The organism is Sporosarcina sp. SG10008 (assembly GCF_044569405.1).
Classification (GTDB): domain Bacteria; phylum Bacillota; class Bacilli; order Bacillales_A; family Planococcaceae; genus Sporosarcina; species Sporosarcina psychrophila.
In genome coordinates, this window is the sequence record NZ_CP172607.1 from 3,348,181 (window position 1) to 3,371,202 (window position 23,022).

The 23,022-nt window shown below is 40.0% G+C and carries 20 protein-coding genes; 1 reads left to right on the forward strand and 19 read right to left on the reverse strand.

Features of this window, described 5'->3' with window-relative positions; translation table 11 throughout:
• The first annotated feature begins 61 nt into the window (after positions 1-61).
• Complete coding sequence (locus ACGLYD_RS15805) at positions 62-1,114, forward strand: acyltransferase family protein (RefSeq protein ID WP_187045845.1); 1,053 nt, start codon at positions 62-64, stop codon at positions 1,112-1,114.
• A 1,325-nt stretch (positions 1,115-2,439) separates the two neighbouring features.
• Here the strand turns inward: ACGLYD_RS15805 and ACGLYD_RS15810 are convergent.
• From ACGLYD_RS15810 to ACGLYD_RS15900, 19 genes are all read right to left on the reverse strand, one after another.
• A complete protein-coding gene (locus ACGLYD_RS15810; protein WP_399629124.1) occupies positions 2,440-3,996 on the reverse strand; it encodes a hydantoinase/oxoprolinase family protein in 1,557 nt (518 codons plus the stop codon).
• Complete coding sequence (locus ACGLYD_RS15815) at positions 3,993-5,087, reverse strand: DUF917 domain-containing protein (protein ID WP_399629127.1); 1,095 nt, start codon at positions 5,085-5,087, stop codon at positions 3,993-3,995. The genes ACGLYD_RS15810 and ACGLYD_RS15815 overlap by 4 nt, the downstream gene beginning before the upstream one ends.
• Positions 5,071-6,363 (reverse strand): cytosine permease, encoded by a 1,293-nt coding sequence (locus tag ACGLYD_RS15820; RefSeq protein ID WP_399629130.1) that lies wholly within the window; start codon positions 6,361-6,363, stop codon positions 5,071-5,073. The genes ACGLYD_RS15815 and ACGLYD_RS15820 overlap by 17 nt, the downstream gene beginning before the upstream one ends.
• Positions 6,353-6,937: a TetR/AcrR family transcriptional regulator gene (locus tag ACGLYD_RS15825; RefSeq protein WP_067212581.1), complete on the reverse strand. Its 585-nt coding sequence runs from the start codon at positions 6,935-6,937 to the stop codon at positions 6,353-6,355. The genes ACGLYD_RS15820 and ACGLYD_RS15825 overlap by 11 nt, the downstream gene beginning before the upstream one ends.
• Positions 6,938-7,287: 350 nt before the next feature.
• Positions 7,288-7,422 carry a hypothetical protein gene (locus ACGLYD_RS15830; protein ID WP_399629134.1) on the reverse strand — a complete coding sequence of 45 codons (135 nt, stop codon included), beginning with the start codon at positions 7,420-7,422 and terminating at the stop codon, positions 7,288-7,290.
• Positions 7,423-7,557: 135 nt separating this feature from the next.
• Complete coding sequence (locus ACGLYD_RS15835) at positions 7,558-8,199, reverse strand: hypothetical protein (protein ID WP_399629136.1); 642 nt, start codon at positions 8,197-8,199, stop codon at positions 7,558-7,560.
• Between the two features lie 172 nt (positions 8,200-8,371).
• Entirely contained in the window at positions 8,372-9,196 is an 825-nt protein-coding gene (locus tag ACGLYD_RS15840) for an alpha/beta fold hydrolase (protein ID WP_399629138.1), read from the reverse strand.
• Between the two features lie 870 nt (positions 9,197-10,066).
• The gene (locus ACGLYD_RS15845) at positions 10,067-11,371 is read right to left on the reverse strand and encodes a glucose-6-phosphate isomerase (RefSeq protein WP_399629140.1); all 1,305 of its coding nucleotides are present in this window, start codon (positions 11,369-11,371) and stop codon (positions 10,067-10,069) included.
• Positions 11,372-12,075: 704 nt separating this feature from the next.
• Entirely contained in the window at positions 12,076-12,345 is a 270-nt protein-coding gene (locus ACGLYD_RS15850) for an excalibur calcium-binding domain-containing protein (RefSeq protein ID WP_187045853.1), read from the reverse strand.
• A gap of 911 nt (positions 12,346-13,256) precedes the next feature.
• Positions 13,257-15,995: a M14 family metallopeptidase gene (locus ACGLYD_RS15855; RefSeq protein WP_399629142.1), complete on the reverse strand. Its 2,739-nt coding sequence runs from the start codon at positions 15,993-15,995 to the stop codon at positions 13,257-13,259.
• Between the two features lie 738 nt (positions 15,996-16,733).
• Complete coding sequence (locus ACGLYD_RS15860) at positions 16,734-17,660, reverse strand: aldo/keto reductase family oxidoreductase (protein WP_067212603.1); 927 nt, start codon at positions 17,658-17,660, stop codon at positions 16,734-16,736.
• 1,101 nt (positions 17,661-18,761) lie between these two features.
• Positions 18,762-19,325 carry a hypothetical protein gene (locus tag ACGLYD_RS15865; RefSeq protein ID WP_399629144.1) on the reverse strand — a complete coding sequence of 188 codons (564 nt, stop codon included), beginning with the start codon at positions 19,323-19,325 and terminating at the stop codon, positions 18,762-18,764.
• A 21-nt stretch (positions 19,326-19,346) separates the two neighbouring features.
• Positions 19,347-19,727 carry a hypothetical protein gene (locus ACGLYD_RS15870; protein WP_399629146.1) on the reverse strand — a complete coding sequence of 127 codons (381 nt, stop codon included), beginning with the start codon at positions 19,725-19,727 and terminating at the stop codon, positions 19,347-19,349.
• 223 nt (positions 19,728-19,950) lie between these two features.
• The gene (locus tag ACGLYD_RS15875) at positions 19,951-20,502 is read right to left on the reverse strand and encodes a hypothetical protein (RefSeq protein ID WP_197485340.1); all 552 of its coding nucleotides are present in this window, start codon (positions 20,500-20,502) and stop codon (positions 19,951-19,953) included.
• A 310-nt stretch (positions 20,503-20,812) separates the two neighbouring features.
• Positions 20,813-21,367 (reverse strand): hypothetical protein, encoded by a 555-nt coding sequence (locus ACGLYD_RS15880; protein WP_399629148.1) that lies wholly within the window; start codon positions 21,365-21,367, stop codon positions 20,813-20,815.
• Positions 21,368-21,414: 47 nt separating this feature from the next.
• Positions 21,415-21,672 (reverse strand): hypothetical protein, encoded by a 258-nt coding sequence (locus tag ACGLYD_RS15885; RefSeq protein ID WP_399629150.1) that lies wholly within the window; start codon positions 21,670-21,672, stop codon positions 21,415-21,417.
• Between the two features lie 27 nt (positions 21,673-21,699).
• The gene (locus ACGLYD_RS15890; RefSeq protein WP_399629152.1) at positions 21,700-22,038 is read right to left on the reverse strand and encodes a hypothetical protein; all 339 of its coding nucleotides are present in this window, start codon (positions 22,036-22,038) and stop codon (positions 21,700-21,702) included.
• 74 nt (positions 22,039-22,112) lie between these two features.
• Positions 22,113-22,562, reverse strand: coding sequence for a DUF5085 family protein (locus ACGLYD_RS15895; protein WP_399629153.1), 450 nt, complete (start codon positions 22,560-22,562; stop codon positions 22,113-22,115).
• The gene (locus tag ACGLYD_RS15900; protein WP_399629155.1) at positions 22,559-23,014 is read right to left on the reverse strand and encodes a hypothetical protein; all 456 of its coding nucleotides are present in this window, start codon (positions 23,012-23,014) and stop codon (positions 22,559-22,561) included. Before ACGLYD_RS15900 ends, ACGLYD_RS15895 begins: the two co-directional genes overlap by 4 nt.
• Positions 23,015-23,022 lie beyond the last annotated feature (8 nt).

A 23,022-nucleotide genomic window follows, 5' to 3' on the forward strand; every position in this document is an offset into this window, starting at 1 on the left:
GTTCCCAACTACTGATACGTTGTACACTAGATATACGTCAATTTTCTTGAGGAGTTTGATTATGAATAAGAAACGTTTATCCTGGGTGGATGTCACCAAAGGATTTTTAATGATTCTTGTCGTCATTGGTCATTATCCTGGACAGCTCGATTTCCCACTGGCGAAGTATATCTATTGGTTTCACATGCCAGCATTCTTTATTTTAAGTGGTTTGTTTTTTAAGCCTGTTGTAGAAAAGGGCTTAATGAAACTGTCCATTCAAAAACGTTTTATGCAATTGATTGTCCCCTATTTGTTTTTCCTCGTCAGCATTACGCTGATTCGTTACGGGATAGAAATTGGTTCAGGCAATATGGATCTATCATGGTATGTAAATGATTTGTGGACACTCGCTGTCGGCGGACGTTTTGCACGTGGTGCATATGGTGTATTCTGGTTTGTAACTACGCTTTTCTTTACGTATTTGTTCTTCTTATGGATGACAAAATACTTTAGTCGTACGAAACAAATTATTATTTTGGCTATCTTTTATAGTATTGCCCATTTTGAAAGTTTGTTTGCGATGCGCGTCATTGGTGGATCACCAGATACTGCTTCTCAAACAATCCCAATGATTTGGAACATCGATGTTGCACTCATGGCAGTCGTCTATTTTTCACTCGGTTATTATATGAAGAGTATTTGGATGAATGTTTCGAAAAGATGGTTAACCGCGGGATTGATCGGTAGTGTGACAGCAGTTTTGCTTGATAACTTTAATGTAATTGACTATCATTTGAGCATGAAATTTTTGCGTTATGAACATTTCGTTTTAGATTTGATCATTCCACTTTCATTCACACTTGTATTGGTGGGCGTATTCCAACTCATCGCTACTCAACTGTCACTCAATTGGCTGCAAAGGATCGAGAAGCACTCCCTAACGATCATGTACTTGCACATCTTTACAGATATTTTGTTAAATGATTACTTCACATATGGCATTATTGGATTCACAGCATTTGGATTGGTCATTCCAATCGTGGTTTCAATCATCATTCAAAAATTGATACCACATGGAAAGCTACTACTTGGTGGATTTTCTCAAAAAAGGCCACTACCCATTCAGCAGTAGCACACTAAAATCTGTACTATATAAGTTGAAATAAAGAATCCTACCAACAACGCTCGGCGCTAGGGGATGCCTCCCACAATAAGCCGGACAGAAAACCACTGTCAGTCTTATTGCTTCGGCTACCCCAGTAGACGCCTTCGCTGGAGATTTATAAGATCATTAGTTCAACTTATATAGATAGTCGGCATTTAACAAATAGAATGTTCTTCCAACACCGCTTGTCGCTAGATTTGTTCGTTACACCGGTGAGACGATCAACAGGTATATGTCTAGGCATTCGCGCATATACTACTAATCACAGAGAGGCGGCACTCCTCTGTCCCGCACGGGGGCACTTTCGACGGAAGGTGAAAAAGAATACCAAGCATAATCTGACTGGAGATTGTCCAGTAGTGCCGCGTAATACATAGCTTAGGAACAGCAAAACCAGCCATTTACGATCTTGGCTGGTTTTAATTTGGACTTTATGTCATTTAGTTAACACGTCTGATGATTAACCATTCACCTACCTAAAACACTGGCGAGAAGGGCTTGAATACCGCCATTTTCACTGGAATATTTCCGGCCTGCTTTCGGCGAAATAATCACGACACTTTTTTACCGAGGGGCAAGAGCAGCTAGAAGTGACTCCTGTTGCGACTAATCGCCTGCTGCGTTCCTACACTATTCAAGCCAAAAATGCAGTTGCTTTGAAAGAAATGAATAGATAACTTGGTAAGTGCCCGAAGATGTAATTTCGGGCACTCTAGCACGACGTATATTGTATTCTTTGCTAACTTTTCAAAGATTATGTGATCCTCTATAAGAAAGTGACACTTCCTTAAAATAAAAACAGGGATACTATATTCTATAAAAATACATTGGAACATCCAGCGAAGGCGCGTCTTCGTGGTAGCCGGAGCGATAAGACTGAAAGCGGTCTTCTTTCTGGCTTATCGCGGGAGGCATCCACAAAGCGCCAAAGCGTGTAGAGTAGGGATTTCTGAATCTATCCATCATAATAGGACTTTTATTCATCTCCACCGCAATTATAGATAACGTAATGCGATTTCGACATAGACCATCCAGCGCCGAAGCGTGTAGAGTGAGGAATTCTTAGTCCAGTCCATGGCAGGTTTTCATTTGCACCCAATGTAATTGAACCAGATAATTACTAAGGAAACGTTATCACAAGATTCCCTTTGATATTCACACCCTCAATCAATTCCTCATTAAACAAATACGGTGTATCATTCTTGTCCTATGGTGTTATTGCCTCGTAGCTATTCTTAACAGATAAAACCTTAAAAGTAAAAAAGAGTAGCAGGTTACAAAATAATTCAAAATCACTTCACACTCTCCAACAAAAGAGGCCCAGCAACTTTCACTCTAACCAAGATTGCTTCCCCTGGAATATAAGCCAATGGAAAGTCTTCCAACTGGATAATATCGATTTGATCAGGATCTGCGCCTGCCGTAATAGCCGCTTGGATTGCTTCTTGTTTTGCTTCTTCAATCACTTCATGGTGAGCGCGATTTTCGAGCAAGTAAATTTTTTCACATGTACCGCTAATGTCGCCAAGTGCTGCACCAATTGCATTTGCCACTCCCGCGTGTTCGGGTCTGATAATACGACTCGCACCTTTTAATGTGGCAGGCATCAAGGCTGCACCACCACCAACCAGCACGACTGACACGTCATCCCCGCTTGTTTTCATGCGATCAATTGCTTTTTCTACCATTTCGACAATTTGTGGGTAAATTTCTTGTGTAGGAATGGAAAGAAGTTTTTCTTCTTGCGCATTCTCCATCTGCATCATGCCTACTCCTACAGCAACATCCGTCACAGTTAGTGTTTCACCACCGAAGATGAGTGCTTTCTCGGGCAGTTGATAACCCACACTTTCAGGACCAATTTTCCATGCACTGTCTTCTAAAGTTACTTGAGTACCGCCCCCTAAACCAAGTGAGTAGATATCAGGCATGCGATAATTGGTACGGACACCACCCACTTCAACAGCAAGAGAAGTTTGTCTCGGGAATCCATTTGCTAATACGCCGATATCAGTCGTCGTACCACCAATATCCACGACAATTGCATTGCGCTCTTTCGATAAAAATGAAGCCCCTCGAATTGAATTGGTTGGCCCACATGCGATGGTGAAAATCGGGTACTTTTGAGCAAAGACATTAGTCATCAGTGTACCGTCATTTTGACCGAAATAAATTTTTGCATGAATACTTTCATTAACCAATGCCTGCTCAAAGCCTTCTGCTACATGCTTGATGACATTCTTAAGTGCAGCATTCAAAATGGTTGCATTTTCCCTTTCAATTAAACCAATCGTACCGATTTCACTTGAAAGGGAAATCGGAATATGCGGTAACTCCTGTCGGAAAAAAGCTGCTACTTCTTTTTCCTGATCGGCTAGAACCGGAGAAAATACACCTGTAATAGCAATCGAATCTACTGAGTCTCTAAACAACTCGACAGTCTCTATTAATTCATCTCGCACAATACCTGTAATTGGGGAGCCGTTAAATTCGTAACCTCCGTGAATCAAAGCGGTTTTAGCCTGTAATTTATCGACTAAATCTTCTGGCCAGTCGACAAGTGGAGGAACCGTTGTTCCAGAAGGAAGACAAATGCGAATGATTCCAATTCTATTTAATGATTTCCTCTCCACGATTGCATTTGTGCAATGCGTCGTGCCTAGTGTTGCTATTTTAATATCTCTGACATTGACCGCAGAACTAGCTAGTAGTTCTTTAATTGTCGTTTGAATCCCTGAAAAAACATTCTTTGTGGTGGGCGTTTTTGTACTGCAGATTACTTCATTTTTTGTATTCAACAGAACTCCGTCTGTATTGGTACCGCCAACGTCAATTCCTAACCGTATCATGAAGGCACAAACTCCTTTATCAGTATTTCTAATTGCGTATAGTCATATGGATACTTGAAATAACGCGGGCCTGCCGTCTCAATACCAATTGGCGTCCGCCATCTCTCGTTCGCCGGGAAAGCTACAATGATGACGCGAGCTCCATATCTCAAACCTTCTGTTGTAATGGGCATGCCCGTTTCTTCATCTAAAACAGCAATTAAATCTGGTGTCATAGCAATCGGTTTGTTATTTATTTCAGCAAGAAGATGTTCATTTTGGAAGGATAGCACGCAAGAATCAAGATCATTTTCTTCGCTGCCTTCAAAAACAGCTTTCCCTCTCGTAAATCCACCCTCGATTCCCCTCTTAATTTCAACTGCTTTTCCTCTAAATAATTGATGTCCATCTAATAATGTAAGCATTTGTTCGATCGGATGCACTGCTCCATTTCGTGGCTGTTTCAGTATCTCACCTATTTTTTGAGCAAGTGTCAATGTACCAGGAATGACGCTTTTTTTCGCTTGTGTACCCGTCACTCCATAATCAGCTACAATTGACGATCCTCCCATCGAGATAGTAATACTACGAGCAATTTTTTCACTCCAGTGGCCATCTGCCGGTTCAATCGTGACCGTGTTTCCTTTTTCATCTGCAATCGTGACCAATTCAGGTTTTAGCCCGTCAAGATGAAAAGTAACCATTTGAGCTTCTGGAAAGGCACGTCCCATTGCATCACCGTCTAAAATCGGGATGCCTTTCATTGCTGCTACAGCCACGGGAATCAATGAGTTAACCCCACCAATTTCGATTGGCATAACAATATCAATTTTTTTACCACTTGCTTTTTCATACGCAACCAAAGGTGCCATTAACATTTCGAATGAAGGAATTTTTTCGACGAGTACACTGGGCGACCCCATCCCGCTAATAGGGACAATCCAATGATCTTCTTTCAACTCATCCATCGTAATTACTTGAACCGGCCCATATTTACGAATCGCATGAAGGGCCATTAATTTCCCTATATAGGGATCCCCGCCCCCACCTGTTCCAAGAACGGATGCTCCGATTGCAATGTGCTCGATATCTTCTTCATTTAACCACTTCATACTGATTCTCCTTCGTAAATTGACGTTTAATGACAAAACAAAAAATTCCCTGTGTAACAAAAGCGATGATGAAACTATCTAAAGATGGAATTGTTGTCAGTTTGAAAAGTCCCAGTCCAATTGGATTCTCCAATGTCATCCAGCTCACTAAAGTCCCCATCCCCCAAGCGATCAACGGATATGCTTTGTACTTTGCAGAGGATTCAAATGACAGCATTTTTGCCCCACCTATATAGTAAATGGCCGTATACACACCGCCTATTGGTGCGATAAACATTGTGATAATACTTAGGAAGTTAATGAAGTTTCCATAAATCCCGAAAACGGCCATAAGCGTCCCAATTGTACCTGCCGCAAAAGTTAATTTCGCTTTACTAGTCTTTGTAAAAATAACAGCTAAACCGAGTCCAGAAGAATAAGCATTACTCGTATTAGTTGTCCACTGCGCCAAAATCAATACGAGAATACCCGGAATCCCAAGACCGACAGTCAGCATAATCGTCGTCAAATTATCTTCATTCATGACACGGGATAGAATCATCGCAATGACCAACATAAAACTATTGCCAATAAAGAAACCAAAGAAAGAAGCTAGAACTGCATCTTTTTTTGTTCGAGCCCAGCGTGAAATGTCCGGTGAAATTACCGCACCTACAACAAAGATACTAATCACCAGTGAGATTGCCATTCCTATCGAGAATGTATTTTCTACAGGGGCCTTGATACTAGCAGTGCCAAATTTAGTGATGGCCATTCCAACCGCGAGAATCACTAATATGATTAATAGTGGTACAGACCAAGAACTGAGCTTCTCTATTGCACGGTATCCGAACATTGCCGTTAACATCATCAGCAATCCACCTATTCCAGCTAGAAGCGGAATGGGTAATTGAATTCCGATTGCCTCGGAGATAGCAACAGTTGCGTTTTCGGCAAAAAAACCAGCTTGTACACCAAACCACCCCATTAACGAGATAGCAAGAAAGGCCGAAACAATTTTCGCGCCTGAACTTCCGAAGGCGGAACGAGAAATCATAGACGTTGATAATCCAGTAGCCGCCCCAACGTATGCACAAAATGAAGCTAGAACACCCAATATCAGAGATCCGATTACCACAGACAGCAAGGCGTCATTAAAAGCCATTCCTGCCCCGAGTTGTGCGCCAAATAGCATAGCAGATAAATCAATTCCAACAGCAATCCAGATTAGACTGATGGAAAACCATTTCTTACGTTCATGCATCGGTACAACTTCTCGAGCATAATCATTTTGCATCTTCAATACCCCTCAAAATTAGAGTTGTTAGATGGAAAGCATGTTGGAGTTGCTCTGACAAAATATTTTCATCGTACATATTCATTTCCCAAAAGATGCCGTCCATTAGTAAAAGAAATTGTTTTGTTACATTGACACTTTGTTGATCAGAAATGGATGGGTAGTAATGCTTTAAAGAAGTGTTTAGCGATTGTATGAGCCAGTTATCAAATTGCTCCATATGATTTTTCAGAAACTGCTTTATCTCTGGCGGAGGAGAAGTGATCAATGAAATATAAGCCGCCGTTTCTTCTTCTTTTTCTTTATGGAATGAGACAGTACCATGTAGCAAACTACAGAAAATCTCTTCTATTGGGGAGTTTTCTACTTCATCCATAATTTTTTTCATCTGACTAAAGTGTTCTTCTAATAACTTCTGGAATGCTGCAATAAATAGAGCTTCTTTGTTTTGGTAAAAAAAGTAGATGGAAGCAGGCTTAATGCCAACTTCTGTAGCAATTTTTTGCATCGTTGCACCTTGATAACCGTAACGTGAATAATGATAAATAGCCGCTTTCAATAATTTTTCTCTCATTGTGTATCCCCACCTAATAAGTATTAGGTTAATAATACAACGATACTTTTTAATAATCAACAACATTCCGACTTATCATTTAATGGAACTTCTTAGCCTTTGTAATTTTGAAAGAGTTTTTTTATTCTTTGAGATAGCAATTTTCGAGCGCTTTTATGGATTATAATGTACCTGTTCTGGGGGGTCTTTCGACAGAAAACAATTTGCGCGGGTGTCGGTGTTAGGAATAAAGTAAAATAAATCATACGATTCCATAATAATACTAAGGAGTCAGGAAGAGGTCCGTAAATCTGATTGCCACTGTATTTTCAGAATAGCTTCACGTAGTGTGGCACCTGAAATTCTTTATACTACAAAAATGCTTTTACAACGTTGCTGATCAAACCAGCTTCAGCTTTGCCTTTTAGTTCAGACATTTCAAGACTCATCGCCTTGCCCATATCTTGCTTAACGGAAAAATACGGCAATGGCTGCGTAACCCGCATCCTGTGGGCCTCCGAGCCGTCTAGACATTATTCTAAGTCAAAAAAACGTATACTTTCTTAGCTATGAACAGCAAAACCAGCCATTTATAATCTTGGCTGGTTTTAGTTTAGGTTTTATGTCATTGCACCAGAAAGTTATTCCGGAAACGTTATTACAAGATTTCCATCGATATTTACAACCTCAATCAGTTCCTCGTTAAACAAATACGGTGTATCATTTTTGTCCTGTGGTGTTATTGCCTCGTAGCTATTCTTGACAGACAAAACCTGAAATGTAACTGGAATATAGCGGCCTTTGTTTAACGTCTTCATGTTCCCCATCAAAAATACTTCTTTGCTGGAAACAGCAAAACTCAGATGTCCCACTTCTTTATTCAAATTACCCGATACTAATTTTACGTCCTGCAATAAAGAAATCGTGCATAAAATGAAATCATTGATGATTTCAGCAGGTAATTTCTCAAAGCCATTTTTCAAAAACAGCGCGTTAAAACCATTCCTTATTTCTTTAAACGAGAAGATATCCTCAATTTTTTTAGCTTTGACCCCATTACCCAAATTTGCGATAACCTGTTTGCAGTCTCCTAGGTACTCCCCTACATATCCCGAGCTCTTCTCCCTCAGCGTGATGAAATCGGCAAGCCCATTAACACTATCAATTCCATGCGCATCGTCTCGAACCAACATCATGAAACTATAGAAGTCCTTTTCATCAAAACTTCTTTCAACAAATTTGTTGTAGTAGTGTGCAAATAACTGTTGTTCTTTCTTATCCATGACGCTTCCACCCTTTTCACTATTCTTTTACGTATCTTTACTATAATCATAACATGCTTAGGAACATACTTTCTACAATGGGGTTGTAAATGTACACTCGAAATACGTCTTCTTGCTTTTTAACTAACACAAAAAACCAGCCCTCACAATCCAGGCTGGTCCTCATTTAACATTACGCAATACTAACAAGCTTACTAGTTGCTAATAATTCCTGCTCCACTTTAACTTGTTCCTTGATAAACTGTATGGCTATTTGATTGAACTCTTTATGCTTCTCAATATTACAGACATGGCCGCATTGCTCAATAATATGCAATCTAGCGCTTTTATCCTTTATCGTATCTTCTTCAACGGGGCCAAGAAACATATAGTCTTGATCACCCATGATGTACATCTTGGGAATTTCATGTTTTTCACAATCAATTCGCGGATAAATTTCACAAACCTTGGCAGCAAATCGATACCATTTAATAAACCCTTTTTGACGGATTTTCTTTGCTTCTAGGATGAAAACGTCCCTTGATTTCTTATGGTGTGCTTTAGGCATAAGGATACGTGCAAATGTTTTATACAACCACATATAGGGGACCACACTTTTAAGCAAATTTCCTGTTCTCAGAATCACTTTCGCAACACTTGTTAACCGGATAATTGCCCCGCCTAAAATCATGCTTTTAATTCTACCGGGTGCGTAAATATGCATCGCATGTAAGACAACAGAACCCAAACTAATCCCCGCAAAGTGAGCCTTTTCAATAGAAAGGGAATCCATTACCATTACGACATCTTTAGCTAAAATTTCAGGTGTATATGTCAGCATTTCAGGTTCATAATTAGCAGAACCGCCATGATCTCTTAAGTCAATGAAGAGAAGATTGAAATGCTTTTTAAACTCTTTTATTTGTTTATACCATATATTCGAATTCCCACCCAAGCCATGAAGAAATACGACCCACTCATGCTGAGGACCTAAGTTATGCGTTTCATAATGTAACAAATGAAATTAACCCTCTTCCCTTTAGAGCAATCCACAAAAAACCTACATTTTATCGAAATTTGTCGGTTTTTGTTATCTTATGAATACTATTGTAATTCATTCGTTTACAAAAGTCTTGTGCTAGCCTGAAAGAATCGCCTCGAATTTTCCCACTGTACTTTTTGTTGTCACAAAAGAGAATTATCTCCTTGTGCACGCTACCCTTAGAGAGTTTATCCATTATTAGCCAAATATTATTCCTCAAACTCATCCGCTTGTATAGGACGTTCATATTCCACCGGTAATCAATCACATTCGCCGCGTGAACGATCATATATTCCGCCAATCGATCAGTAATACCACACGAACAATCATATAATCCGCCAACCGATCATAACCCTGCGTGAACGATCATATCCTCTGCCAACCAATCATAACGCCACACAAACGATCATATAACCCGCCAACCGATCAGTAACACCACACGCTCGATCATATATCCCACCAACCAGTCATTACTACCTCACGCACGATCATATTTCCTACCAACCGATCAGTAACGCCGCATGAACGATCATATACCCTGCCAACCGATCAGTAATACCACACGCACGATCATATATCCTACCAACCAACCAGTAACGCCGCACGAACGATCATATATTCCGCCAACCGATCAGTAATACCACACGCTCGATCATATTTCCCGCCAACCGATCAGTAACGCCACACCAACGATCATATTTCCCGCCAACCGATCATAACCCCCACATAACCAATCACATACACCCCCCAGCCCAATCATTTCCTATATACAAAAAAAAATCAGACATTTACGTACATGTCTGATCTTCATTTTATTAAGTTGTAGATCACTAAAACTTACACCTGTTATAGAGCCGCTATTACATGCCCGGGCTTCTCCAACAATCTAAAGATATTGTTTTTATATTCTTCAACACCAGGCTGGTCGAAAGGATTTAGGCCCTGTAAGTAAGCACTCATTGCACATGAAAGTTGGAAGAAATATATGAGATAACCAACATGATAGGCATCTTGCTTAGCCACTTCAAGACGTAGTAAAGGTACGCCTCCATCTCGGTGCGCCTCCATAGCCCCATGCATCATTACTTCATTTATTTCATTTAATGTTTTATCCGATAGATAATTCAAGCCATCCAAGTTTTCTTTAGATGAAGGTATCGCACAATCCTCCGCTTCTTCTGTGAAATGGACAAACGTTTCAAAGAGCATCCGTTGACCATCTTGTATATATTGACCGAGGGAATGTAAGTCGGTAGGATATGCGACGGCGGCAGGGAAAATACCGTTTCCGCCCTTCCCTTCACTTTCACCAAAGAGCTGCTTCCACCACTCATGGAAAGTTTCAAAGGATGGGGAAAAGCTCGCTAAAATTTCGACATTGTAGCCTTCAGATAACAGTAGCGTTCGTAAAGCAGCATACTGATAAGCTATATTCGAACCTATATCTGCGTTCGAGAGATCATGAATGGCTTTTTTTGCTCCTGCAAGGAGTTGTTCAATATCGACACCAGCTACTGCAAGAGGGATTAAACCAACTGGCGTGAGAACAGAATAACGGCCCCCAATATCATTTGGTATAATGAAAGACGTAAATCCTGAACGGACAGCCATTTCCCTCAAAGCACCTTCTGATTTATCGGTAATCGCAACAATTCGTTCGCTTGCGGATGAACCATAACGGTTTTCCATATATTCAAGCATAATCCGGAAAGCAATTGCAGGTTCCGTCGTTGTTCCAGATTTCGAAATAACAATAATGGCAACTTCTTTACTCCCCATGTAGCTTAATAATTGTTTCATATATGCACCGCTCAAGTTTTGGCCAGCAAAGAGTACTTCAGGATCATCCGACTTTTTTTCAAAATACGGTGATAGAGCGTCTTGAATCGCTTTCGCTCCTAAATAAGAACCTCCGATACCTATGACAACAACTAAATCTGCATTTTCACGCAGTTTTTTCGCCGCCTTCAGAGCATCCTCTAATTCATGTGACGAAATCTCATTCGGGTAATTCTTCCACCCCAAATAATCAGCACCTTCAGAAGTACCCTTATTCATTTCTTGATGAATCGTTTTCACCTGTGTACCAAATACTTCCTCAAGCTTACTTATAGATACATGTGATTGATTTAATGTTAACGGAATTACCAATTCGACATTCTCCCCTTCTAGGTGGTTTTATCAATTTAAGTCATAAATTACTATTCATCTAACATGTCCGACTTCTTTCTACGGGTTCAATAACAGTCTATCACTTTCAACTCCCACTCATCTTTTATCAAGATAGGGCAGTAACTCATTTCCTATTAGGTGAGCCTCTTCAGCTATCTCAATTAAAAATAGATCATCAAAGCTCTTCTTCTCTATTATGCCCAAGAAGCATCTTAACTTCAATTCTAAATTTCCGTGGGTGATTAACAGTGGAAGATATATTATATGAAGGAATTTCCTTCAGTAACACTTAGTTATCGTAATGCAACTACCCCACTTACACAACATCAGTAATACGTAACGAATTACTGTAATTTTAACCACTGTTAATGAACTATGATTTAATCACCTTGGAATACAATGTATCGTGCACGGTTTAGTGGCTCCCGTTATAGCTGAATGAATAAATTATTAGTCAAACGTGCACTTAAAAGTCTGTCCACTTGTTGTATAGGAGAGGATTTACACTCGCAGAATATGTGCAGTAATTCGGTATAAAAGTAGCTGGTAAAAAGAAACATCGGGAGCGGATACTTATAAATTTGAAGTCCGAATTAGTGTAACAACAACCAAGCCTAGCCAGACACTATAGTAAAAAACAGCTCCTATCCATCTGGACTGAAGCTGTTTCGTTACTTTTATAGTTACTTTTCACACGCGATTAAATCTTTATCGCGGTCGCTTTTTTTGTTCGCATCATAGATTGCCTGAGATACAAATGGCTTGTACTTCGTTTCCCCGCCTACATTTTTAATAGATGCAGATCTTGCTACGCCGCCTTTATACACTTTGTTTAACTCTGTGCAATTTTTATATGTCACGACTTTCGGGCTAGCCGCCTCAACATTCACCGAACTGAATGAGAAGCCTATCGCAATAGTAAATGCCAGCAAGACAGTAAATACTTTCTTCATAACAAAAACCTCCTTTTCAATTAACCCTCTTGGGTATGAACCTGTTTATAGGCATGAAAAAACGCCTTCCTTTATCCCAATCATTCATAGCGATCAGGCTGAAGGCATCCCTCTTGAACTATATAATTACCTTAACAGACTTTGAGTTTATTGAATACCCTGAAAAAACTGGTTGGGGCTGATATATGATCGGGTCACTTGGGATATGATCGGTTGCGTCATGATATGATCGGTTAGCGCGGGATTTGATCGACTGCGTCATGATATGATCGGTTAGCGCGGGATTTGATCGACTGCGTCATGATATGATCGGGTCGCGTGGGATTTGATCGGCTATGTCGAGATATGATCGGTTCATCGGGGGATATGATCGGCTTCGCGGAGATATGATCGGGCCACGTGGGATATGATCGGTAGCGCGGAGTTATGATCGGGTCGCGTGGGATTTGATCGGCTACGTCGAGATATGATCGGTTAGCGCGGGATTTGATCGGCTGTGTCGAGATATGATCGGGTCGCGTAGGATATGATCGGCTGCGTGGAGATATGATCGGGCCACACGGGATATGATCGGCTGCGCGGAGATATGATCGGGCCACACGGGATATGATCGGCTGCGCGGAGATATGATTGCGCCACGCGGGATATGATCGGTTCGCGCGGAGATATGATTGGGTCACGCGGAATATGATCGGTTAGCGCGGAGATATGATTGGTCTGCACGCGGATATGATCGGCTCCAGCTAGTATATGAATGACCTGCCTATGAAAATGACAAATCCTAGAGATTTCAATTTAGCAGAAGCAAATAGACCCAGTCATTGTATTAATGACTGGGTCCCCTTAATACTTTGAAATTTTCTATTTTGCTTCGAATTTAACTTGGCGGTAGCCGGTTTCGCATCAACTACTCACTCTGCCGTTGTATCTTCACTTGCCGAAGCATAGATGCTATTCGCAAGCATGCGGTAATAGTATTTCGTGTGGGCTCTAAATGCTAAGTCGTTCGCAAATAGCGTCACTGTTGAATCTTCCAACTGCTGCGTAAAGGCGAATGTTTGCCCCTGCGCTCCTTCATGTCCAGGCCACCATCCCGAAACGAAGAAATCATCCGTATTTTTGACTGTTGCCAATACTTCAGCATCCACAGGCACTTCAGTTATCCATGAACCCCTCGTTGTATATAGAAGTTCATCTGCCTTATAACCAGAAGTTAATTGGTGATTGACATTTACTGTCGCTTTCACAAGTCCTTCATGTCCACCTTGAGTCGTTACATAATCGAATCCTTCTAGTAACTTTGCATCTTTAACAGCTTTTAGTACACTGTTACCAATACCTACGAACGTTTTACCTGATAAATCTTGCGGCAAAGTACTATCAGAGATAATGACTTCTGCATTTTTCTCATCAACTAGCTTAAAGCCTAGCTCTTTCAACGAAAATGCCAATTGACTAGAACCACTTCCTGCTACCTTTGGCTCCGAAATCCACTTTATTTCAAACGCATTGTATGCTGGTAAAGGATTCGCTTCAAAGGTATAATCCTCGACGTAGGATAGTAAATCATTTGTATTAACTACGAAATCGCCTTTACGGAATCCGAATTTTTCCTCTTGCACCAAGCCGACTTGTTTTCCTTCTGCAAGGAGTTTGTTCACAAGTTTGATTGTGTCATTATTAGTGTTTTTTAGTACTTGTCTAGTAGCCGTTTTCTTAACTTCGCTTGCTGGAACTTCGATTGCACTAACCTTAGTTGTATTTCCTTCGAATCCTTCTTCTTCTCCAAAACGTACTTCAACGACGTCAAAACCTCTAAGCGCTGGGAAATTAACGACTACGGGATCGTACATTGCTTCCCAATCAGAAACGTCATCGCCTTTATAAAGCATCGCATTCGCCAAGCCGCGCTTTGCTTGTTTCATCGGAACAACATAAGTTCCTTTCGGATAAGTAGTTGCTTCAATCATTATGTCTTTAGTCGTTTGTTCAACTGTTAAACCGTTGCGGATTAAATACGTTACCATATTATAAACTTCTAGCACGTTCTTCTGATTTCTTGCATCAGCCGGTAATACATAGTAATCCGGGAAGAAGTTTTCATGATCCCCTCGAACCCGACCAATTGACTCTCCAGCTGCATTTGTTAACAATGGATCAACGAGACGATTGTCTTGTCCTTTAATTCCACGACTAAAAATTTCAAGCTGGTTTAAATATAACTCGTCTTTATTCTCAAGGACATAGTTTGTAGCTCCAAGGCCAGTACCTACCATAGCGCGTAAAGAGTCCTGACTTAAAGTTGGCACCTCGACAGTATGTCCAAGAGTTCCATGAAGCATTGAAAAGATAGGTGTATAGGAAGGACCCATGTCATCCCATCCATCTTTATAGCCTTCTGAAGCTAGGAAATAAGAAGTTAAATTAGAATTACCAATTCCCGCTTTCCCCATTTCATGTGCCTGTTCAGTCATGCTTTTAATAAGTAAATCATATTCAAAGTTCGGGTTATGCGGCGGTGTAGCCGGTTCAATTAAGAATCCATTTACATAGCCATGCCCTTCTACCATTGTAAGCGGTGTCCACTTCGCAATTTCCTGATTCAATTGAATCGTTTCGACCTGTGTTTGGTAAGCATTGTCACGGTTCAAATCAAATCCAAGTGCATTAGCGCGCGTATTCAGGACACGTCCGTCCGGGTTATGTGAAAAGTTAAAGATAAAAATAATATTATCTAATACTTTGTCCATATCCAAAATGACTTCTTCAGAATCACCATTTTTATCCGTTGATGTGAATTTCACTTGTGATTCCATCGCGAATTTCTTTAGCAGCTCTGTTTGGAAGTCGATTCCTTCCACTTCATCTGGATGGATATTATTGAACCAGACTGGAACTTGATAATCACCCATCGTGCCGTCTTTAATCTTCTTCATTAGCTCTTCCGGATTTTCAAGCGCAGTCGGTAGTGTTTGATTGAGATACTTATCCACTGCTTCTTTATCTTTTGCAAGTACTACAAGGTGAAAGTCGCGGCCCTCGACAGATTTACCTGGGCTTTGATACTCTAAATAGCGATCGTTTAATTTATTTGACTCGGCAAAAATACTATCAATAGATGGCTTAATAGCTTCCCAGTCGAGATATTGGTCATAGACATTTAACTTTACAGTCGTTGATGCATTTAAATCATTTGCAGCATCAACCAGAGCAAGTTCATAGTCTCCAATTAGCTCTTTGTAGATGACACGGATTGACCGTGTTGATAGATTGTCCGTATTAAAAGGTAGTCCAAACTCTAGTTCAGCGGCAATCTTAGTTGTACCGCCGACATAGTGTGGTTCTTTTTTAACAATGATGAATGGATCCCCAGAATATGATTCCGCTTTCGCATCCCACATCTTCCACTCCGATAGACTTTTCCCACCAAATTGAAATTCCAGTTTGGTTAGGTCTACTTTCTTTCCAAAATCAACTTCCAACTCTACATCGCGAATCTCCGTAAGTGAGAATAGGGATTGGCTAACCTCTAGTTGGGTCGCTCGGCTAACTTGGACAGTATCAACTGTTTGGGCAGCTAACGTTGATGCTGGCAATGCCATCGTAATTGCCATATAGATGGATAAAAATGCTACTAAAAACCGTTTCACTACTTAACTCCCCCTTTTCATATTGTTTGTAGATTGTCAGACTACAGATTTAATATAACAAATCTACAAATTGTTTGACAGTGAATTTACTTCGAATTCTAAACTAATTTGAATAGTGCGCCTATTATTATAGTGAGATATTACTTTAATATCGTGATTAGGTTTGAAGGTCCAAAGTTTGTCCGATATTCTACTGTTTATATAGCTCCTTGGAAGCAACTAAGTGCTTCCAAACTTTGAATGGATTTGCGCTAATTTCCGGCTTGCCTTCCTCGCACAACTATCGATAATTCTCAGTAGTAGGATTGTACGGGCGGCATTCGGTATCATCTATGGTTGGTCTGCAGTGGGATATGATCGGTTAGCACGGACATATGATCGGGCCCCGTGGGATATGATTGGTTAGCGCGGACATATGATCGGGCTGCGCGGGATATGATCGGTTAGCGGGGAGATATGATTGCGCCACGCGGGATATGATCGGTTGCGCGGAGATATGATTGCGCCACGCGGGATATGATCGGTTAGCACGATATATGCTTGGGCCACGCGGGATATGATCGGTTAGCGCGATATATGCTTGGGCTGTGCGGGATATGATCGGTTGACGCGGAGATATGATTGTTCAGTGCGGGATATAATCGTTCATCCCCTGGATATAAGATTAGTTCAAGATAGAAAAACCTCCAGACTAGTCGGGAGGCACTTTTACGGTCTTATTCATGAAAAATAAATACGTTACGGAACGATATTTCCAGCTGCTTTATAAATGTCGTACCATTCTTTCCTTGTTAACGTAATATCTGTGCTCTTACATGCGTCTTTTAATCGCTGAGGATTCGTTGTTCCGAGTACGACTTGGATGTTAGCTGGATGGCGGCTAATCCAGGCGGTTGCGATGGCCGTGTTTGTTACGTCATAGTTGGCAGCAATTTCGTCAATCACTTTATTCAACTCTAAAAAATTCTCTAAGTCGCCAAGGAATGGACCAGCAAAGAACCCATTTTGAAATGGTGACCATGCTTGTAGCGTGATATCATGCAAACGACTGTATTCTAGTATACTGCTATCACGATTGATAGCTTGATCTATATTCATATTTAACGCAATTCCCGCGTCAATCATCGGTGTGTGTGCAATACTAAACTGAATTTGGTTTACTACTAATTTATGTGGTGTATATTTTTGCAACAATTCGATCTGTGCTGGGTTATGGTTCGACACCCCGAAATGTTTTACTTTTCCGCTGCTATGCAATTTCTCAAATGCCTCGGCAACTTCAGCAGGCTCCATTAGTGGATCCGGACGATGAAGGAGCAGCAGGTCCAAGTAATCCGTGTTTAAACGCTTTAAAATACCGTCAACTGAGTCGAGGATATGTTCTTTGGAAAAATCAAAGTAGTTTTCTTGACCTTTGATGCCACATTTACTCTGCAAAATCATTTTATCACGAATACTAGGGCTCATTTGAATCGCCTCGGCAAATAATTCTTCGCACCTACCTTGACCATAAATATCTGCATGATCAAAGAAGTTAATCCCTTCATCAAGTGCAGTGCGGATTAACTGCTCTATTTCCGTTAAAGAAAGCTGTGTCAAACGCATATTCCCCATAATAATGTTGGATGCGTTGAGTTCGGTATGTTTAATTTGCGTATATTTCATGGAAAAAAGCCTCCCTTAAATGTAGTCACACTATTTAGAATACCTCACAATCTAGGTAAAAGAACAATTTCATGCTTAGGTTGGAGGCTTACGGCGATTGGTTGGACACTCCTTCGTTGGTTGGACGCTTTTCGAGAATGGTTGGAGGCTTACCGCGATTGTTAGACACTTCGAGGGTTTTGTTGGAAACTCCTTCGTTGGTTGGACACTTTTCCAGAATGGTTGGAGACTTGCGGCGATTCGTTGGACACTTCGAGAGTTTTGTTGGACACTCCTTCGTTGGTTGGACACTTTTCGAGAATGGTTGGAGGCTTACGGCGATTGGTTAGACACTTCGAGGGTTTTGTTGGACACTCCTTCGTTGGTTGGACACTTTTCCAGAATGGTTGGAGACTTGCGGCGATTCGTTGGACACTTCAAGGGCTCTACACTCATCTCCGTATAGGTCCGCCCCGCATAGTTTCTTTACTTATTCTTCATTATATAAGCTACCTCTCTTATTAAAATTAAAGCTTTTAAAATGGAACTTGCAATACAAGATAACGAGTTGCTCCGGCAACACAAAAATCATCGGATAGAATAAAACAAAGCATATGACTGTTATGAAGGCATCCTCGATATCAGCCAATAGGAATGCACTGGAAAATTCAATCCCCTTGAGGCACTTGAATCAAATGTGTTTTTAAATATTCCTTTTTAAAGCCGGAATAGTTTGAGGTCCAAATGCTATGTACAAAATATAAAAAGGGCAGCGCGGCTACTGGCAATAGAAATAACAAGAACCAATATGGGCTTTCCGTGATTCCTAGGATTGTGCCGCCTATGATACCAAACAGAATATAAATCATAGAAATAAAACAAAGACTTGCGTAGACAAGAAAAAAACAGGTATTCATATAAACTAATACATACATTCTCATCTTTTTACTTCTTCCTTGTACGAGTTGACTAAACTTCCAAGTCGCCTTAATTTCCGAAGCAGATTGCTTCAATACTTCCCATACGTTCCTTATTATTTTCTTCACGTTTTCTAGACCTACCTCCCTACATACTTTAAACATAATAGGCGCTACAACTTCGTAAAAAGCTGTAGCATTTTAGTTATTTTTCCAATTCGAATTTAGCGTTTTCAATTTTCACAGTTTTGTTTTCTTCAGTCATCAATTGAAGCAGTTCTTTCCCCTCAGGTGTAACCGGAAGGGTAAATGGAATCGCATGGTTTGGCTGAATAACACCTGCAAATGATTCGGATAGGTCTACTTTTTCACTCTTGAATACATATTTTATAGTATCCTCCGTTTCAACGCCCAACGTGTATTCTAACGTAATATTTTTGATTCCCTTTTCCAATCGGTTAATTCCTAAAAATAACATGACACTCTCGCCTGCACTCTTTTCTACAAAGTCAATTGCATGAATACTAAAGTCTTCCGCAACCCCAATATCGGGATTGACTTCTACAAGTCCGGACAATTGTTGATACATCTCTTCTTCCAACGTGACGCCATTTTCCTCGTCTACTTTTAATACTTGCATCGAAAGCGCTTGTTGCTCTATCTCTTTTTTTACGTTTTCTTTCTCTCCCGTCTGCGGTTTTTGGTCATTGTCGGCATTACACCCCACTAATAGTATTGCGGCGAATAAAATTCCAAGTAGCTTCTTCATTTCGAGACTCTCCAATCATGATTAAAAATTACTGTTGACTATGTATAAGTTTACTATAATGGGATGATTCAACTTTTTAGTTACGCTGTTCAAATTAGGACTTTCATTGAACGGCCCTAGTTTATCGGTATCCAAAACTACATCTTTTTCCACGCATGTATTATTCATAGATGTCGGAATAAGAATCCTATCCTTCATTTGCACGTGTTGTTTTTCAACGCCAGTAAGTATACGTGGATAGATGACGCCATTCCATGTGTCGTTAGGAGCCCCGTGCATATAGAGCGTGTAATTATTCCCCAAAGTTTTAGAGCATTCAACTACATTCTCTGTACCGAAATAAAATACGCTTTTCTTTTTTCCGTCAGTAAGAATTTCCACAGTCAAATTCGTTCTGGACATAATCCAGAGCGCATTGGCGAACACTTCCTCTAACTTAACTTCACCGTCGACGAGGTTAACAAGCCCACGAAGATGAAATTTCTTATACGTTTTCTCCCATTCCTTTTCTATTTCCTATTTTGTTAACGCTATAAATGGATTGGAAAAACCGATGATTGACTTTGTATTCAGCGTTTGCAACATAACGAAAATATCATTTTCCGTAAACTCTGGAATCATATCTTCACTTCTTTCTATTACTTTTTTTAGATCCGTCTTGTCTTTCTTTCAGTGGTAAACTAAATTCCGGATAAACCTGCTTTACAAGATCCTTGTTTTTGACAATATAAAAGTAACGATGCAGATATACAGAAAAATATGCTGTTATAATTGATAATAGTGAAATTAAAAAAATGAAAATCATCATTTTTGCGGACTCACTATAGACAAACGTTAATATAAGTTGGCCGATTACATAACCTAATCCTGCGAATGATAACCATCTAACATTAATACTCTCCATCTGTTGCATTTTATGATATGTTCCTGTGTACAGCGCCTTTATATTCAACCAGTTCATCGTTACCAGTAAGCCGATAAAGAGAAGAAATCCAATAATAAAAGGACCTTTCCCTTCTGCTCCTAAGTGAAGATACAATAACTTTTGTATTGCTAAAAAATAGACATATGTATTAACAACCCCATATACACCAAAAAAGAGATAATAGGACTTCTCAAATTTGTATGGGGCGAATAAATAAAGTAATGCCCAAATTTGTAGGATTGCTACCGGCACAATTGCCGCCATAAAATAAATAAACGAAAATGGTACTCCTAAAATTGGAATTACACCAATTACATATAATAATATTAAGAAAAAACAAATAATATTAGATCTGTTTTCCTTAGGCGTTTGGAATTTTAAATAAGATAATGTAATTGTATCGATTCTATTTTCCCCGATTTTGATACTCTCCTATCCGTCATACCAAGATGAAACTTTATTAATGATACCTGTTGTTCTCTTTTTTATTGCATCACCAATTAAATTATAAATACGAATATCTAAAAACGTTGCAATCATAAGTAGCATTGCAACGCTTTCATTAATTTACTGAATCAAATTTAAAGTTATCCATCTTCACGACTTGGTTATCTTGTTCAAGTGTGTCGATGAGTGCTTCTTGTTCAGGCGTTATGCTCAGAGAGAATGGAACTGCATGATTCGGTTGAATGATACCTGTTTCCTGCTCGGAAAGGTCCACTTCAACGCCCTCCCACACAAATGCACCATTATCATGACCTAATGTATAGTCGAACTTGATGTTTTTCATGGGTTCATCCAAACGATTGATGGCTAAGAAAAGCAATGAAGCGTTTTCTGTTCCACTGTCCACGATATCAATAATATTAATACTGAAATCATTGGCGAGTCCCATGTCTGCATTTTCCATAATCATTCGATTTAACTCTTTATAGACTTCGCTATTTTCAATCGTTACCCCGGCTTCTTCGTCTGCTTTCAATAATTGTAATGAAAGTGTCTGTTGTTCAACTGTTTTATCCACTTTTTCTTCAGCCCCTTTTTCCCTATTATTATCCTTTGAGGCACATCCTGCCAATAGTAAAACTACTATCAAAAAAAATATGGTTTTTTTCATGCGAATCCTCCTAATCAAATTGCAAATAGTAACGCATCGCCTGTTCATCATTGCACCCCTACAGACATCTCCACATTGGTTTGCCCTGCATTCGTTTCTTTGAACTCTATGAATATAGACGTTTTTCGACTCATTTCATGCTCTTCAATATAGGTGAGAAGCTCCCAAAACGTTACCTGTGATTGGGCATCAAAGTCATCTTTTAGTCGAGTCATAATCATGCGGTCGTTCAGGAAATAACTGCTGAAATTAATTTCCTCTTCTGCTTCAATTGGAATAAACAGTTCGGCAGTGGGATTGCTCATAATGGAAAATAACTTCTTTCCTACATCTTAGTCTTCAGAGTTCATATAACCCCTTTTATCGAAATTAAAGCTTTTGAAGCGGAACTTGCAATACAAGATGACGAGCTGCTCGGGCAATACAAAAATCATCGTATAGAATACGGCAAAGCATAGGACTGTTATGACAGCCTCTTCGATATCAGCCAAATTGAACGTTCTCACGACAAATTGAACGATAAACACAAGTCCAGTACCTCCAATAATAACGGCTGGAATATACGTTTTCGTTTCGAATTTCGCTAGGAGTCCATCTCGTTTCGATCCCTTTCGATACTTCCCTCTTTTCAATAAAATAGAAAATCGGATGAGAGTAGCAACGAATAGCACACCTCCAAACTCAAAAAACCTTGAAAGACTTAAAGCCAGTCAAGGTTTTTTTGACCCAATCTTCAAAATAAGTATTATAAAACTCCTACACTCATCTCCGTATAGGTCTGCCCCGCGCGGCTTTTTTTGTACTCAACAAAAATAGGTGTTTTTTGAGTTTTTTCATGTGTGTTCATATACTCCATGAGCTCCCAATACTTTACCTGTGCTTCCACTTCAAAATCGCCTTTGATTCGTGTCGTGAGCATACGGTCAACTAGGAAATAGCTGTGGAAATTAACTTCTGCTTCCTTCGGGATTGTAAAATGCTTCCCTTTAATGGGAAGGAATAATTCAGCTGTCATGACTTCATCGGTCGGATTACTGATGATTGAAAAGAACATCGGTCCCGTAATTTGATAGCCATACTCGTCTAGAATCGAGACAAAATCCGTTAAAGCAAGGTCAATTTCTTCGGGTAGAAAGTTATATAGTTTGGACGCGACATTGCGGTATGCAATCTGATGGTTTTCTGCAATCATCATGCATCGCCCTGCCCTTTTATCGGCACATAGAGATCGATGATGATATCTCCGTAGACATCCAGTAAAACGCAATAATAGGTAGTGTCCAATTCAATTTGTTGCGTATTGGCGTATGCCTTTACTTCCTCATGGGCAGCCGCGAAATCCACTTTTTCATCCGCCTGCCGCAGGACCAATGCACTTCCGATGCTTAGGTTTTCTTGGAAAGTAAAGTCAGAGTCATCTACTAAAACGACTGGACTGCTGATCGGCAAGTAGTAGGTGAATTTTCCAGACGTTTCATCCCCTAGGTTTTGAACAAACGAGAAAAACACCGGACCGTTTTTGTAGACATCTTTATTGAGCGTGAACTCTTCTAGCATGAAGATAGCTTCTTGCCAGTTCTCTTTTTTTTGTTCTGTTTCATATGTTAGTACGTTATTGAAAGTCAGTGAACGTTTTTCGATTCCCATTTACAAAC

Coding starts and splice junctions, on each gene's coding strand:
- ACGLYD_RS15830 (WP_399629134.1), bottom strand. CDS start 7,422: ATGCGGGTTACGCAGCCATTGCCGTATTTTTCCGTTAAGCAAGATATG.
- ACGLYD_RS15850 (WP_187045853.1), bottom strand. CDS start 12,345: ATGAAGAAAGTATTTACTGTCTTGCTGGCATTTACTATTGCGATAGGC.
- ACGLYD_RS15820 (WP_399629130.1), bottom strand. CDS start 6,363: ATGCAAAATGATTATGCTCGAGAAGTTGTACCGATGCATGAACGTAAG.
- ACGLYD_RS15805 (WP_187045845.1), top strand. CDS start 62: ATGAATAAGAAACGTTTATCCTGGGTGGATGTCACCAAAGGATTTTTA.
- ACGLYD_RS15880 (WP_399629148.1), bottom strand. CDS start 21,367: ATGAAAAAAACCATATTTTTTTTGATAGTAGTTTTACTATTGGCAGGA.
- ACGLYD_RS15895 (WP_399629153.1), bottom strand. CDS start 22,562: ATGATGATTGCAGAAAACCATCAGATTGCATACCGCAATGTCGCGTCC.
- ACGLYD_RS15860 (WP_067212603.1), bottom strand. CDS start 17,660: ATGAAATATACGCAAATTAAACATACCGAACTCAACGCATCCAACATT.
- ACGLYD_RS15870 (WP_399629146.1), bottom strand. CDS start 19,727: ATGTCCAGAACGAATTTGACTGTGGAAATTCTTACTGACGGAAAAAAG.
- ACGLYD_RS15810 (WP_399629124.1), bottom strand. CDS start 3,996: ATGATACGGTTAGGAATTGACGTTGGCGGTACCAATACAGACGGAGTT.
- ACGLYD_RS15815 (WP_399629127.1), bottom strand. CDS start 5,087: ATGAAGTGGTTAAATGAAGAAGATATCGAGCACATTGCAATCGGAGCA.
- ACGLYD_RS15865 (WP_399629144.1), bottom strand. CDS start 19,325: ATGAAGAAGCTACTTGGAATTTTATTCGCCGCAATACTATTAGTGGGG.
- ACGLYD_RS15835 (WP_399629136.1), bottom strand. CDS start 8,199: ATGGATAAGAAAGAACAACAGTTATTTGCACACTACTACAACAAATTT.
- ACGLYD_RS15900 (WP_399629155.1), bottom strand. CDS start 23,014: ATGGGAATCGAAAAACGTTCACTGACTTTCAATAACGTACTAACATAT.
- ACGLYD_RS15825 (WP_067212581.1), bottom strand. CDS start 6,937: ATGAGAGAAAAATTATTGAAAGCGGCTATTTATCATTATTCACGTTAC.
- ACGLYD_RS15885 (WP_399629150.1), bottom strand. CDS start 21,672: ATGAGCAATCCCACTGCCGAACTGTTTATTCCAATTGAAGCAGAAGAG.